Source organism: Geomonas sp., assembly GCF_056994735.1.
On the sequence record NZ_JBXKJL010000014.1, the window covers coordinates 1 to 14,576 of the forward strand.

Genomic DNA, 14,576 nt, shown 5'->3' on the forward strand with positions numbered 1-14,576 from the left:
CACGCATTTTCCATGAAGTTGTGAAAGAAGAGGCAGCGGCCTCTGGCATGGCGACATGCTCTCCCCCGCTGCCGATGCCAATCCCGAGACAGGAGACCTAGATGGAAACGTATTACGATCCCAAGGATTTGGGAAAATTCGCCGAGATCGGCAAGGACGCCCCCGAACTGGCCGGGAAGTTCTTTGATTACTACGGAGCGGTTTTCGCCGAGGGGGAACTGACCGAGCGCGAGAAGGCTTTGATCGCCCTGGCTGTGGCGCACGCGGTACAGTGCCCCTACTGCATCGACGCCTACACCCGCGCCTGCCTCGACAAGGGATCGAATCTCGCGGAAATGACCGAAGCTCTCCACGTGGTCAATGCCATCCGGGGCGGTGCTTCCCTGGTTCACGGGGTGCAGATGCGCAAGATCGCCGAGAAACTTTCGCTTTAGGCAGGACGGGGACGTTGATGAACGATATGGAAAAGGGAGGGCGCTCCATCGAGCCCTTCGACAAGATTCTCGCGCAGCACGGATTGCAGCTGAACAGGGAGTCGACCACCTCGCTGCAGGTCAACGTGGGGCTTTCCTGCGAGCTTTCCTGCGGGCACTGCCACCTCGAGGCCGGCCCCGACAGGAAGGAAATGATGGAGCGCGGCACCATGGATGCGGTGATTGACTGTGCCCGGCGCTTCAGCTTCTCCAGCATCGACGTCACCGGCGGCTCGCCGGAACTGGTCCCGGGGATCGAGTACCTCGTCTCTTCGCTGGCCGCTCTGACGCCGAGAATGATCGTGCGCAGCAACCTCGTCGCGCTCGCTGACCAAAGGGGGACGGAACTCTGCCAGTTGTACCGGGACCTGAAGGTAGTGGTGACGGCTTCTCTACCCGCCACCAATGCCTCGCAGACCGAGGCGCAGAGGGGCTGCGGGGTATGGGAGAAGAGCATCGCGGTCCTTGAAAAGCTTAACGGGCTGGGGTACGGGGTGGAGGGGAGTTCTCTGGAACTGAACCTGGTCTCGAACCCGGCGGGGGCCTTCCTCCCTGCCGCTCAGAAACAGGCGGAGAAGAAGTTCCGGGCGGACCTGCTGCGGAAACACGGCATCACCTTCAACTCTGTCTATACCTTCGCCAATGTTCCGCTGGGAAGGTTCCGGAGCTTCCTCGATCGCTCCGGCAATCTCGAAGCCTATCTCGCCAGGCTGGCCGAGGGTTTCAACCCGTGCACGGTCGCGGGGGTGATGTGCCGCACCCAGCTCTCGGTGGATTGGCGAGGTCAGCTGCACGATTGCGACTTCAACCTCGCGGTCGGGCTCCCCCATGGCGGCAAGGCGACGAGCGTCTCGGATCTGGTTGAACTCCCCGCGCCCGGGACCCCTATACCGGTCGGGGATCACTGCTATGCCTGCACCGTCGGGGCGGGCTTTACCTGCGGCGGCAACATCGTCACATAAAACACCACTGTTCCCGCTGCAGCTTTCCAACCCCGCCCCCGCCGACGAGAGCCAACGCCCCTCCCCCCGGAGGTCATCCGTGGCTATTACGCAGAGATCCCCTCCGGGGGGAGGGGATCTCTGGCCTAACGTCCTTGGTTATTGTTCCGTTTCTTCCCTTTGCCTTTCCCGTTTCCGTTTGCTTTCCCCCTTTCTCTCTCCTCGCTCTTGGTAGGTAGCCGGTACTCGCTGCCGGGGCGATAGACCTTCCCCTTATAGTGCTTCCGGTCCTTCCAGTAGCTGACGAACTCCTTGTTTCTCAGCTCGTGGATCTTCGAGAGCTGCTGCCTGCGGAGTTCGGGAGGAAGCCCGCCTGCCGTGATCGGCATCCAGGGGCCGTTGTAGGCGTGGGCCTGGTACCAGTTGCCGCCGCTGAAGAGGTAGAACCCTTTGGCGATGTAGAACATGTCGTAGGGGACCCCGACTGCTACGCCGAACCCCAGCCCCGGAGGAAAGAGAAACTCCGGCGGCTCGGTGATCATGATCGGCTGCTCGGGCCTGGGTGGCGGTGGTTTTACAGACGGTGGGGGAGGGGGCGGCTGCGGAGGCTTCTCTCCGGGTGGAGGGCCCACCGAGTGCGTCCTGTAATATTCGTCGTAGCTCTGGTACGGGTAATATGTGCCGTCGGCCAGAACGATTGCGGACGTCACCAGCAAGAGCGCCGATGCGGTAACGGTGATGCCGGCCATCTTTTTCATCTCATCCCCCGATTAGACAGGCCGCTCCTTATCACAATGCACCCCCAGGACGACCAGCTGAATGCTGATCTCCCAGAGCCGGGACGCTGCATCCGTGTCGTAGGAAGGCTCTGACGACGCCACTGCTTCCTCCCCGCGGAAATACTTGCCGCTTACCCCCTCGACCTCGGGTGAGGACGCCAGGTACACGCTGGTCCGTGCTCCCTCCATCGGCCCCACCAGCCCGCCGCTTTTCAGCGACGCCATGATATGTCTGGCCCAGCTGAAGAAGCCGTTGTTGCGGGAAAAACCGCTGATGACGTTGCCGGGATCGGCAGCATTCACGGTGACGCCGCTGCCCCTGGTCCGCCGGTCGAGCTCGTAGGTGAAGAGGAGGTTGGCCAGCTTAGACCGGGCATAGGCCTCCCTGCCGCTGAAGCTCCTCTCGCCTTGCAGGTCCTCGAAGGGGATCCCGTGGCAGCGCCGGTGCGCGCCGGAGGATACGTTGATGATGCGGCCTCGCCCGCTCGTTTGCAGCTCTTCCAGCAGGAGGTTGGTCAGCAGGAAAGGCCCCAGGTGGTTCAGCGCGAAGGACATCTCCAGCCCCTCAGCCGAGAGGAGACGGGAGGAGAACCTGGCGCCGGCGTTGTTGATCAGCACGTCGAGGCGCCGGTACTTGTCCTTGAGTTGCCCGGCCAGTCGGCGCACGTCGGCTTGTACCGAGAGATCGGCGAGGAAGAACTCGTGCCGGCACTCCCCGCTCACCACGGTCAACTGGTCCAGGATGGCCGAACTCTTCGCGGCGTTTCGCCCCACTCCGACTATGGTTGCTCCCTGGCCTGCCAGGCATAAAGCGGTGGCGGCGCCTATCCCGGAAGTCGCCCCGGTAATGACGCAAACCTTTCCGGACATGCTCTTGGGGCTCTCTTCCATCTCTGGCTCTCCGGTGTGATGACCCCGCTAACCCTGCCGCTCTTCCTGGACGCTAAGAAGCCTCGGCGGTGGCCGCCTCGCCATGAGACGGCATCGATTTAAGATCTGTCGGCAAAAGCTTTCCCGGATCGAGCGCCGGCTTGTGCCTGTGCAGGAACCAGCGGTCCAGGATCAGGTGGCGGGTCAGCCAGGGGTTCGACAGGATCACCGACCCTGCGAGCCCCTTAAGGACTGGGGGGAACGAAAGCGAGCTGCCAACGCCGAAGCGGGCGGCGACTGCGGCGGCGTAGGGCTGCAGCCTTTCCCGCCGGTAATCACCCGAGGACTCCAGGACCGTTCGGGCGGCAAGGATGGCGCTTTCCACCGCAGGGAGGATCCCTTCGCCACTCTCGGGGACCGAGAGGCCTGCCGCGTCTCCTATCAGCAGCGTCCGGTCAGCGACCATGCTGCGTCCCCCTCTGCCGCGGTAGGGGAGGTAGGCGTGCCCCTTCAAATGGTCGGTCACATCTTCCGGCAGATCGCCCCGCGCCCTCAGGTGGCGGCAGAACTTTTCCGCCTCCCGCCTGAGATCCTTCGTGGTCAGCGAACCGAGCCCCACGTTGAGGAAGTTCCCCTTGCGAAAGAGCCAGCCGTATCCCTCGAGGTCGCCGGTGAAGTAGAGCGCGACGCAGCCGGCGGGAAGCCCGCACCCGGCGGACTGCTCCTTCCCCATCTCGACTTCGGCCACCACTGCCGCGATGGCCGTCTCGCTCCCCGGAGCGGCGCCGAGAGCCCGCGCTACCGGACAGCGGTGCCCCCCCGCCCCGATCAGCATCCTGGCCTTGATCTTCCCGTTCACCAGCCAGCCGTCCCCCTGCCGTTCCAGCTCCGCAGCCGGCTCTCCCAGCAGGTGCGGCGTCTTGCTCGCCAGCAGCAGGTAGTGGTCGAACTCCGATCTCCTGATGCCGTAGCTCACAGTCCTGGCGTAGTTGGTGATGACTTCGCCGCCATACATGACGCCGGTCCTGAATTCCCGGATGTTCTGGAGCAGGTGCTCCTTGCGGTACTCCTGCGGATCGATGCTGAGGGTCTTGAATACTTCAGGGGTGAGCCAGCCGGCGCAAGGTTTCTCCCGGGGGAACTGGTCCCGGTCCAGAAGGAGCACCGACAAGCCTCTTTCGGAAAGGAGCCGGGCGCAGGTGGAGCCCGCCGGCCCCGCACCGATTATGGCTACGTCACATCTTTCCATGAACATCTCCGCTATGCATATGGTCACGGGTCCAGGGAACGTCGTTGTTGCCGCGGCGCGAGAAAACGACCTGGAAAAGTTGCAGCGACCCGGTGGTGAAACCGGCGGTGGAGCCGCAGAGGTAGAGACGCCAGGCCCTGACGAAGCTGTCATCGAACATCTGCGCCACCTTGTCCGCGTTTTGCTCGTAGCGCTCCAGCCAGTGCTCCAGGGTCCGGGCGTAGTGCAGGCGGAGATTTTCCACGTCCAGGATGGTGAAGGAGTAAGGCTCGAAGATCTCCATCATCTCCCTGATGGTGGGAGGATAGCCTCCCGGAAAGATCCTCTTGTCGATCCAGTCGGTCATCGGCTCGGCGAAGTCCTGGCCGATGCTGTGGATGAGGCCTAAGCCCTTGCCGGAGAGGGTGCGGTCGATTACCTCTCCGAGCCTGCGGTAGTTGTTGGGCCCCACGTGCTCCAGCATCCCGACCGAGACGAAGGCATCGCACTCCCCGGTGATGTTGCGGTAATCGTCCTCCACATACTCGACCCCTTCGATCCCTTCCTCTTTGGCACGTTGCCGGGCGAAGGCCACCTGCTCCTTCGAAATGTTGAATGCCCTGACGTTGGCTCCGTACTTCTTGGCCATGTAGCGCGCCAGGCCGCCCCAACCGCACCCCGCCTCGATGACCCGTTCTCCCCCCTTGAGGCGGAGCTTGCGGCAGACCAGTTCCATCTTGGCAAGTTGGGCCTCTTCCAAGGTGAGGCCGGGGGTGGGGTAGTAGGCGCAGGTGTAGAGCATCTCCCGGTCCAGCCACAGGCGGTAGAAGTCGTTTCCCAGGTCGTAGTGATGGTGGATGTTCTTGCGGGACTCGACGGGGGTGTTGAAGGTTTCGCGGTGCCAGTTTGGGACCTGCCTGGAGCGCCGCCGGACCTCACCGGGTCTTTCCATGGCCCGGTTGACCGTTTCCAGGAACGGTACCAGCCCCCCCTCTATCTCGATGTTGCCGGCGCTGTAGTCGTCGCCGAAGTACAAAAGCGGGTTGATGACCAGCCTCACCAGTGCCCGGCGGTTGTGGATGACCAGCCTCGACGCAGTGTTGGCGGCCGCACTCCCGATAAGCATGTCCCTGCCGTCCCAAAGGGCCGCCCTGATGGCAGGGGAACCAATCACCTTGAAGAGCGTGCGCAGCAGCCAGCGGTCGCACTCCAGGACTCTTCCCGAGTCTCGGGCCCTGGTTGAGAACAGGGACGTCGGGCACACGCCGCAAATCTTGGAAGTATCCATCATCAAGACCTCGCCATGAATTGGCTGACCTTAATGATTGTCTGACGGATTGCTGAAAAGTCAAGAAGGAGGGATATGAAGGGGTTGGGCGATTAAAGGAAGGCCGGGAGGCGCCGGGCTCAAGGTGATAGTGAGGCTTTAATGATAGGATTTACCGTTTCTGGGTCGGTGACGGGGCCCATGTGGCCGGTGTCGACCCAGACCAGCCTGGACATCGGGAGGATGGCCGCCAGCTTCTCCGACACCCGCAGTGCCGGCATCTTGCTGGCACTACCCGCCATCAAGGTCACCGGCAGCTTAAGACTCCTGTAGTCATCAGCCGTCATGCGGGTGCGGGTCAGGGCGTGAAAGTCGAGCAGCAGCTTGTCCGCCCTCGCCACGAAATCCTTTTGCACCCGTGGCGGGAAGCCGGCGAAGGTCCCGGGACCGCTCCAGAAATCGACAAAGGTCATCACAGCCTCGCGCCGCAGCCCCCCGGTGATGAGCTTGACAAGCCGATCCATCAGGGATTCGACCGTGGCCAGCCCGGGATCGTCGCTGTCCAGCAGGTGGAAGGCGACCGGCTCGAAGACGGTCAGGGTCCGGACTAGCTGCGGGAACCTGTGGCAGAAGCGCAAGGCAACGGCGCCGCCGTAGGAATGGCCGACCAGGTGTACAGGCTCACCGGGAAGGAGGATCTGGTCGAGGAGCGAGTGAACCAGTTCCGCCTCGTCCAGAAGGGTGAAGCCTTCCGGCTTCTCCGGCATGGGGGTCTCGCCGTAACCGTAGAGATCGACCGCGATGACGCGATATTCCGCCTCCAGCAAGGGCGCCAGCGCCCGCCACTGGTTCTTGGAGCTCAAGGTGCAGTGAAGAAGGACGACGGCAGGGCCTTGGCCAACGCTGTAGTAGGCAGGGAGGGGTGTCATTCGCATTCCTTTAACTAGAGCGTGCCTATCTGAACAGGTAGGAAAGATAACCCAGACGGTGCCGCAGGTCAAGATTGTGGCGATGGCACAGCCGGTTGCGACGTGCTGCTTATTTTGTTGGAAAGAGAAGCTTCATTTGCGGTATAGTGTCCGTTGGCATTTAAGGCAGCGGTAAGTATCAACGGAAAGGAGAGCTTGTGGCTAAAAGACCGTGGGTCGACAAGGATGAATGCATCAGTTGCGGCATTTGCATTAACAACTGCCCCCAGGTGTTCCGTTTTGACTCCCACAGGAAGTCGGAAGTCTACAATCCTGAAGGGGCAGCTGAAGACGTCATACAGAAAACCGCCATCGATGTGTGCCCGGTGTCGTGCATAGTATGGGTGGATGAAGCTTAGCGGCAGATTTGGTTCACAGTGAAGCAGCCTAAGGCGGCTCACTGACAGTGCAGGAAATCGGGGAAATTGTCGACGCAGCGGAGCGTTGCTAATTTCCCCGTTTTCTTTTTCCGCTGTCATAATATTCCAGCCTCCCAAAACACTGGATCACATGCCTGGTAATCTGATATACGAGTCTCTGCTGCATCACTCTGTCTTGGCCGTTCGGGAGCAGTATGAAGAAAACTGACATACTGAAAGTGGCAGCACTGATAGCGTGTGTGATCGGCATCAGCCTTTTGCATTATCTGACACCGCTCAGGCTGGCCATGCTGCACGACATCTTCCAGCGTCTCTACTACATTCCCATCATCCTCTCCGCCTACTGGTTCGGTTTCCGCGGCGGCATCGGCTGCGCCATGCTGGTGACGGTCTGCTACGCACCCCACATCCTCTTCCAGTGGGGCGGGCACCTAGCGATGGAGATGGAGAAGTACCTCGAGGTGGTGCTCTACAACGTAGTCGGCGGGATAACCGGTTTTCTCTCGCAGCAGGAGCGCTGGCGCAGGGAGCAGCTGGAGGAGTCGGCCAAGGGGCTGGAAGCGTCGTACCAGCAGTTGCAGAGCCAGTCGGAACTCATCATCCGCATCGAGGAGCAGTTGCGGCGCGCGGAGCGACTTTCCGCACTGGGGGAGCTCTCCGCCATCCTGGCTCATGAGATCCGCAATCCTCTAGCCTCGATCCGTGGGACCGCGGAGATCCTGATGGAGGACGGGACGCCCGCCGAGAGCAGGAACGAGTTCCTGGAGATCCTGGTGAAGGAGTCGGACCGCCTAAACCGCGTGGTCGAGGACTTCCTCCGCATGGCCCGCCCGGAGCCGACCACCAAGAAGGCCTGCGACATCAACGAGGAGCTCGGGAACATCGTGACCCTCCTCACCGCGGAAGCCCGCAACCGGAAGGTAGAGCTGCAACTGGCCCCCTCGCCCCTGCCCAGCATCATCGCCGACGGTGAAAAACTGCGGCAGGCCTTCATGAACATCGTCCTCAATGGCATCCAGGCCTGCCCCGCCGGGGGCAAGGTCGCCGTCTCCACCACATTCAAGCGGGAGCGCGGCTGCATCGAGATCCGCTTCAGCGATAACGGCCCCGGGATCCCCGCCGACGCCGTCGGCAAGATTTTCGAGCCCTTCTTCACCACCAAGGGGAGCGGCACCGGCCTCGGGCTGCCAATCACCAGGAAGATCGTCGAGAGCCATGGCGGTACCATCGCGGTGGAGAGCGAGCCGGGGCAAGGCGCCACCTTCAGTGTCTCCCTCCCCGTTCCCGCAGAACTCTAGCGATGTTGAAGCGTTGCCGAATGTTACACCCGCTGTAGACTATTCCACATCGCCGGTAGGATATTCTCCTCCTTCCCCCTTTCGGATTCCGAAACAGCTACTGATTCCGCACTCATTAGCATGCGGCACGTTCATTGCTTGTGGAAAAGCCGATTACAGCTCTTCGGGAGTCACCATGCCTGCCAGATTCACCATGCCTGCCATTTTTGCCGTCAGCTTCTTTCTGCTGTTGAGCCTGATGGCACCTCCGACCGTCCACGCCGAACCCGCAGCCCAGCCTGAGTCCCTGACCCGTCTGGTCGATTATGCCCTGGCCAACAACCCGGAACTGAAGGCCTCGACCTCGCGCTGGGAGAGCTTCAAGAGCCGCGTGAAACAGGCCGGGAGCCTGGAAGATCCCATGCTGATGCTGAAGATCCAGAACGGTCTCGTCAAGGATCCCCTCAACTTCTCCAAGGACGCCATGACCCAGAAGGTGGTCGGCATCTCGCAGCAGCTCCCGTACTTCGGCAAGCGGGCCCTGCGGGAGGAGGTGGCGGCCCGGGAGGCGGAGACCTACCACTACGCCCACCAGGAGAGGCTGCTGGAGCTGATCCGCATGGTGAAGGAGAACTACTACCAGATTTACTTCGTGGACCGCGCGCTGGGGATCGTGGATCGGAACATAGGGATCATGGACAACTTCATCACCCTGGCGGAGACCAAGTACTCCGTGGGGCAGGGGGCGCAGCAGGACATATACAAGGCCCAGCTTGAGAAATCGAAGATGCTCGACATGCGCATCTCCCTGGAGCAGCAGAGAAAGAGCCTGGTTATCGCCCTGAACTCGGTCCTCTATCGTCCTCCCACCACCCCGGTCGGGACCATACCCGACCTGACCATCGGGCAGGCGCCGCCGACGGCGGAGGCCCTGGTGCAGATGGCCGAGGAGGACCGCCCGGCGCTGAAGAGCCTGAGGGCCCAGGTGCTGAAGGGCGAGAGCTCCTATGCCCTGGCCAAAAAGGAGTTTTACCCCGACTTCAACGTCTCTTTCGAGTACATGCAGCGTGACCGGGCCATGGGAAGCGACGGCGCCGACATGTACTCCCTGGGCGTGACCTTCAACCTGCCGGTTCGCAAGGAGAGGAGGCAGGCCATGCTGGCGGAGTCGAGCTCTGACATCGCCATGGCCACCGAGGAGCTCAAGTCGACCAGGAACACCATCGCCAGCGGTATCGCCGATCTCCTGGCCCAGATGGAGCGGCGCAAGAAGCTGATGGAGCTTTATAAGGGGGGGATCATTCCGCAGGCGGAGCAGTCCCTGGAATCAGCCACCATCGCCTACCGGGTGAACAAGGCCGATTTCCTGAGCCTTTTGGACAGCCGGGTCAACCTGTTCAACTACGAGCGGGAGTACTTCGACTCGCTGGCCGATTACCAGATGAAGAAGGCCCAACTGGAGGCCCTGGTCGGCCGCCAGCTGGAGTGACGGCCCGGCTGGAGTGACGGCCCGGCTGGAGTGACGGCCAGGCTGGAGTGACGGCCAGGCCGGAGTGACGGGCGCTGCCGCGAATATACTCAGTCGAAATTCCCCAAAGCGTCCCCCCCTTGTCAAAGGGGGGACAGGGGGGATTTGTTTTGCCGATGATTCGCGGCAAGGATGCGGCTCCTACGAAAGCCGAAGAGCCGCACCGTTTGATGAACTTTGTAAGTAAATGAAACGCCCAGGAGCGAGAAGATGAATAAAAACAGGAAGATCATAATACCCCTGGTGCTGATCCTGATTGCCGGCATCGCCGGTGCCGCCTATTTCTCGTGGCATCACAAGCACGAGACGGCCAAACCGGTCGAAACCTCGCAGGGAAAGGTGCTGTACACCTGTGCCATGCACCCCTTCATCATCAAGGACAAGCCCGGCACCTGCCCGATCTGCGGGATGCAGCTGATCAAGAAGATCGAGCAGCCTCAGGCGGGGGCGCAGACGCCGGAGCAGCAACAGCAGGCAGCCCAGCTGGGGCAGGTCTCGCTCTCTCCGACCCAGCAGGTAATGGCGAACGTGGATACCGTCAGGGTGAAACGCGCCCCCCTCTCCAAGGAGATTGCAGCCGTCGGCATCGTCCAGTACGACCAGTCGCGGCAGGCCAAGGTGACGGCCTGGACCGCCGGCCGCATCGATCGGCTTAATATAAGCACCGTCGGGGCTTACGTTTCCAAGTCGTCTCCCGTGGCGGAGCTTTACTCGCCGGACCTGGTTTCGGCGCAGCAGGAGTACCTCCTCGCGCTGAAGAGCCGCGACCAGCTCAAGAACTCCCCGATCCAGTCCATCTCCCAGGGCGGCCAGGGACTGGTATCTTCCGCGCGGCAGCGCCTGAAGCTTCTGGGGGTGAAGGACAGCCAGATCGCCTCGCTGGAGAGGGCAGGGGAGCCCAACATCCGGCTCCCGATCTACACGCCGCTTTCGGGTGTGGTGATCGAGAAGATGGTGCAGCAGGGGCAGTACGTCAACATGGGCGACCCGCTCTTCGCCATCGCCGACCTCTCCCGTGTCTGGGTGGACGTGGAGGTCTACGAGAACGAATTCGCCTTCGTGAAGCTGGGGCAGCCGGTCGCCATCACCTCCCAGTCCTATCCCGGGAAGACCTTCCGTGGCCGTGTATCCTTCATCTATCCCTTTCTCGACCCGAAGACCCGTACGGTCAAGGTGAGGGTCGAGCTGGCCAATCCGGGATTGCAGCTGAAGCCGGACATGTTCGTCAATGCCATCATCAAGTCCCCGATGGGGCCGGCGCTGACCGTTCCCGCCTCGGCGGTGATCGACACCGGCACTCGCCAGGTGGTCTGGGTGGAGAAGTCGCCGGGACTCTTCGAGCCGCGGGACGTGAAGGTCGGAGCCCGGGTAGGGGACGAGATGCAGATCATGTCGGGACTCGCAGCCGGCGAAAAGGTTGCCGCAAGCGGCGGTTACCTGATCGACTCCGAGAGCCAGTTAAGGGGCGGCACCGGCGCGCAGCAGAGCATGCCTGGAATGAAGATGGACGAGAAGAAGGGCGCCCCGGCGCCTGCGCTGAAAGGTGCCCCGGCGCCTGCCCCCAAAGGCGGCGAGATCGATATGCGGGATATGAAAATGTAATCAGGCTAAGGGCTCGGGGGCTAAAGGGAAACCCGATACCCCAGCCGTCTTGCTCGGTGTTCCCCTTAGCCTTTAGCCTTTAGCCCTTAGCCCAGGATTTCCCTATGATCGAAAAAATTATTGAATACTCCGCCCGCAACCGCATCGTGGTGCTGATGCTCTTCGGGCTGATCATCGCCGGCGGTATCTGGGCGGTCTACAAGACCCCGGTCGACGCCATCCCCGACCTCTCCGACAACCAGGTGATCGTCTTCACCGATTACCCCGGCCGATCGCCGCAGGTCGTGGAGGACCAGGTCACCTACCCGCTGGCGGTGAACCTCCAGGGCCTTCCCATGGTCAAGGCGGTAAGGGCGGCCTCGGCCTTCGGCTACTCGATGATCTACGTGATCTTCGACGACAAGGCGGATATCTACTGGGCCAGGACCCGCGTGCTGGAACGGCTCAACTACGCAGCCTCGCTCCTCCCCCAGGGCGTCGTCCCGACCTTGGGCCCGGACGGCACCGGAGTGGGGCATGTCTTCTGGTACACTATCGACGGCAAGGGCTACAACCTCGAGCAGTTGAGGACCCTGCAGGACTGGTTCGTCCGCTACCAGCTGAATACCGTCCCGGGGGTGGCCGAGGTCGCCTCCATCGGCGGTTACGTCCGCGAGTACCAGATCGACCTCGATCCCAACCGCCTCTTCGCCTACAAGGTGATGGTGGGCGACGTGATGAACGCCATCAAGCGCTCCAACAACGAGGTCGGCGGCAGGCTGATGGAGCAGGCCAATGCCGAGTACCTGATCCGCGGGACCGGCTACATCCAGTCCGCCGCCGATATCGAGAACGTAGTGGTCGGCTCCGATGCCTTCGGGACCCCGATCTATGTGAGGAACCTGGGCACCGTGCAGCTGGGAGGCGCCATCCGGCGCGGCCTGCTCGACCTGAACGGCCGGGGGGAGGCCGTCGGCGGCATCGTCGTCATGCGCTACGGCGAGAACGCCAAGGACGTGATCGACCGGGTCAAAGAGAAGATCACCTCGCTCACCAAGGGGCTCCCCCCGGGGGTCACGATCACCGCCCGCTACGACCGCTCAGACCTGATCGAGCGCGCCATCGAGACCCTCAAGCACGCGCTGGCGGAGGAATCGGTGGTGGTCTCGCTGGTCGTCCTGGTCTTCCTGCTCCATTTCCAGAGCGCCCTGGTGATCATCATCACCCTCCCCATCGCGGTGCTGATCTCCTTCATCACCATGAAGCTGATGGGGGTGACCTCGAACATCATGTCGCTGGGCGGGATCGCCATCGCGATCGGTGTGCTGGTCGATGCCGGCGTGATCATGGTCGAGAACTGCTACCGGCACCTCTCCGAGATGCCGCCGGAGGAGCGTAAGGAACGGCGGCTGGAGGTGGTCATCACCAGCGCGAAGCAGGTCGGACGCGCCATCTTCTTCTCGCTGGCAATCATCGTCCTCTCCTTCGTGCCGGTCTTCCTCCTGGAAGGGCAGGAGGGAAAGCTCTTCCATCCGCTGGCCTTCACCAAGACCTTCTCCATGGTGGGCTCGGCATTCATCGCCATCACCCTGGTGCCGGTGCTGATGTACTTCTTCATGCGCGGCAAAATGCCGCCTGAGAGCGCCAACCCGATCTCGACCTTCTTCATCAGGCTCTATTCCCCGGTGATCCGCTGGGTGCTGAAATACAAGAAGACCACCATCCTGCTGAACGTCATCGCGCTGGCCATCGCCATCCCGATGTTCCTCTCTATCGGCTCCGAGTTCATGCCGCCGCTGGACGAGGGGAGCCTCCTCTACATGCCGGTGACCCTCCCCAACGTCTCCATCACCGAGGCCAAGCGCATCATCCAGGTGCAGGACACCATCATCCGCGAGCAGCCGGAGGTGGCCTATGTCCTGGGCAAGGTGGGTAGGGCCGAGACCTCGACCGACCCGGCGCCGGTCTCGATGTTCGAGTCGATCATCATCCTCAAGCCCAAAGAGCAGTGGCGGCCGGGGGTGACCAAGGCGGACATCGTGGCCGAGCTCGACTCGAAGCTGCAGATCCCGGGGGTCCGCAACGGCTGGACCCAGCCGATCATCAACCGGATCAACATGCTCTCCACCGGGGTCAGGACCGACCTGGGCGTGAAGATCTTCGGGAAGGATCTCGGCGTCCTGAAGGACCTCGCCGTGCAGGCGGAAGGGATACTGAAGACGGTGCCGGGGGCGGCCGACGTGGTGGCTGAGAGGGTAACCGGCGGGAATTACATTGACATCGACGTCGACCGCGAGGCCGCGGCCCGTTACGGGATCGATGTCGGGGCGGTGCAGGAAGTGATCGAAACCGCCCTGGGGGGGCAGCAGCTGACCACCGCCGTCGAGGGGCGTGACCGCTTCCCGATCCGGCTTCGCTACATGCGGGACTACCGCGACAACATCCCGGCCATCCAGCGGATCCTGGTGACCAGCAAGGAAGGTGCCCAGATCCCGCTGTCGCTGGTGACGAAGATCAAGATCTCCACCGGCGCCCCGGAGATCGCGAGCGAAGGCGGGCTCCTCCGCTCCCTGGTCTACCTGAACGTCCGCGGTCGCGACATGGGGGGCTTCGTCGGCGATGCCCAGAAGGTGCTGGAGCGGAACCTGAAACTTCCTCCCGGCTACTACGTCGCGTGGTCCGGGCAGTGGGAGAACCAGGTCCGGGCCAAGGAGCGGCTGCAGATCCTGGTCCCGGCGGGGATGCTGATCATCTTCATCCTCCTCTACTTCACCTTCCACTCCGCTCTTGAGGCCAGCATGGTCATGCTCTCGGTCCCGTTCGCCCTGGTGGGAGGGGTTTATCTGGTGAAGGCACTAGGTTACAATATGTCGGTGGCGGTGTGGGTCGGATTCATCGCCCTTTACGGGATAGCGGTCGAGACCGGTGTCGTCATGGTCATCTACCTGCACGAGGCCCTCGACCGGAAGCTGGCCGGGGGGGCTTGCACCGAACAGGATATCTACGATGCCACCTTCGAGGGCGCGGTGCTGAGGCTTCGTCCGAAGCTTATGACGGTGGCCGTGGCCCTGATCGGCCTGATCCCGATCATGTGGTCCACCGGTACCGGTGCCGACGTCATGAAGCCCATTGCCGCTCCGATGATCGGGGGGATGATTTCCTCCGCCGTGCACGTCCTGATCATGACCCCGGTGATCTTCGTGCTGATGAAGAAAAGGGATCTGAAGAAGGGGAGATTGAAGTACTCTGGGATGAAACATTGACAGCTGCCGATCGCTCATTCA

At 62.2% G+C, this 14,576-nt stretch carries 12 protein-coding genes; 7 read left to right on the forward strand and 5 right to left on the reverse strand.

What is annotated here, in order from left to right:
- The first annotated feature begins 101 nt into the window (after positions 1 to 101).
- Positions 102 to 434 (forward strand): arsenosugar biosynthesis-associated peroxidase-like protein, encoded by a 333-nt coding sequence (locus AC11W3_RS00565; protein ID WP_484088710.1) that lies wholly within the window; start codon positions 102 to 104, stop codon positions 432 to 434.
- Between the two features lie 26 nt (positions 435 to 460).
- Positions 461 to 1,435: an arsenosugar biosynthesis radical SAM (seleno)protein ArsS gene (gene arsS, locus AC11W3_RS00570; protein WP_484088722.1), complete on the forward strand. Its 975-nt coding sequence runs from the start codon at positions 461 to 463 to the stop codon at positions 1,433 to 1,435.
- 125 nt (positions 1,436 to 1,560) lie between these two features.
- Here the strand turns inward: arsS and AC11W3_RS00575 are convergent, their stop codons facing one another.
- The 5 genes from AC11W3_RS00575 to AC11W3_RS00595 form a co-directional block, all read right to left on the reverse strand.
- Positions 1,561 to 2,172 (reverse strand): hypothetical protein, encoded by a 612-nt coding sequence (locus AC11W3_RS00575; RefSeq protein WP_484088711.1) that lies wholly within the window; start codon positions 2,170 to 2,172, stop codon positions 1,561 to 1,563.
- 12 nt (positions 2,173 to 2,184) lie between these two features.
- Positions 2,185 to 3,084: an SDR family oxidoreductase gene (locus AC11W3_RS00580; protein WP_484088712.1), complete on the reverse strand. Its 900-nt coding sequence runs from the start codon at positions 3,082 to 3,084 to the stop codon at positions 2,185 to 2,187.
- Between the two features lie 52 nt (positions 3,085 to 3,136).
- Positions 3,137 to 4,312: an NAD(P)/FAD-dependent oxidoreductase gene (locus tag AC11W3_RS00585; RefSeq protein WP_484092306.1), complete on the reverse strand. Its 1,176-nt coding sequence runs from the start codon at positions 4,310 to 4,312 to the stop codon at positions 3,137 to 3,139.
- The gene (locus AC11W3_RS00590; RefSeq protein ID WP_484088714.1) at positions 4,299 to 5,582 is read right to left on the reverse strand and encodes a class I SAM-dependent methyltransferase; all 1,284 of its coding nucleotides are present in this window, start codon (positions 5,580 to 5,582) and stop codon (positions 4,299 to 4,301) included. The genes AC11W3_RS00585 and AC11W3_RS00590 overlap by 14 nt, the downstream gene beginning before the upstream one ends.
- A 116-nt stretch (positions 5,583 to 5,698) precedes the next feature.
- On the reverse strand, positions 5,699 to 6,487 hold the full coding sequence (locus tag AC11W3_RS00595) for an alpha/beta fold hydrolase (RefSeq protein WP_484088715.1): 789 nt from the start codon (positions 6,485 to 6,487) through the stop codon (positions 5,699 to 5,701).
- A gap of 197 nt (positions 6,488 to 6,684) precedes the next feature.
- On the opposite strand from AC11W3_RS00595, the gene AC11W3_RS00600 reads away from it, so the two are divergent.
- The 5 genes from AC11W3_RS00600 to AC11W3_RS00620 all read left to right on the forward strand — a co-directional run bounded on the left by AC11W3_RS00600 (position 6,685) and on the right by AC11W3_RS00620 (position 14,555).
- Complete coding sequence (locus AC11W3_RS00600) at positions 6,685 to 6,885, forward strand: ferredoxin (RefSeq protein ID WP_484088716.1); 201 nt, start codon at positions 6,685 to 6,687, stop codon at positions 6,883 to 6,885.
- Between the two features lie 215 nt (positions 6,886 to 7,100).
- The gene (locus AC11W3_RS00605) at positions 7,101 to 8,204 is read left to right on the forward strand and encodes a two-component system sensor histidine kinase NtrB (protein ID WP_484088717.1); all 1,104 of its coding nucleotides are present in this window, start codon (positions 7,101 to 7,103) and stop codon (positions 8,202 to 8,204) included.
- Positions 8,205 to 8,379: 175 nt separating this feature from the next.
- The gene (locus AC11W3_RS00610; protein ID WP_484092307.1) at positions 8,380 to 9,672 is read left to right on the forward strand and encodes a TolC family protein; all 1,293 of its coding nucleotides are present in this window, start codon (positions 8,380 to 8,382) and stop codon (positions 9,670 to 9,672) included.
- A gap of 249 nt (positions 9,673 to 9,921) precedes the next feature.
- Positions 9,922 to 11,313, forward strand: a complete 1,392-nt coding sequence (locus tag AC11W3_RS00615; RefSeq protein WP_484092308.1) for an efflux RND transporter periplasmic adaptor subunit — start codon at positions 9,922 to 9,924, stop codon at positions 11,311 to 11,313.
- Positions 11,314 to 11,417: 104 nt separating this feature from the next.
- Positions 11,418 to 14,555 carry an efflux RND transporter permease subunit gene (locus AC11W3_RS00620; protein WP_484092309.1) on the forward strand — a complete coding sequence of 1,046 codons (3,138 nt, stop codon included), beginning with the start codon at positions 11,418 to 11,420 and terminating at the stop codon, positions 14,553 to 14,555.
- The last annotated feature ends 21 nt before the right edge of the window (positions 14,556 to 14,576 follow it).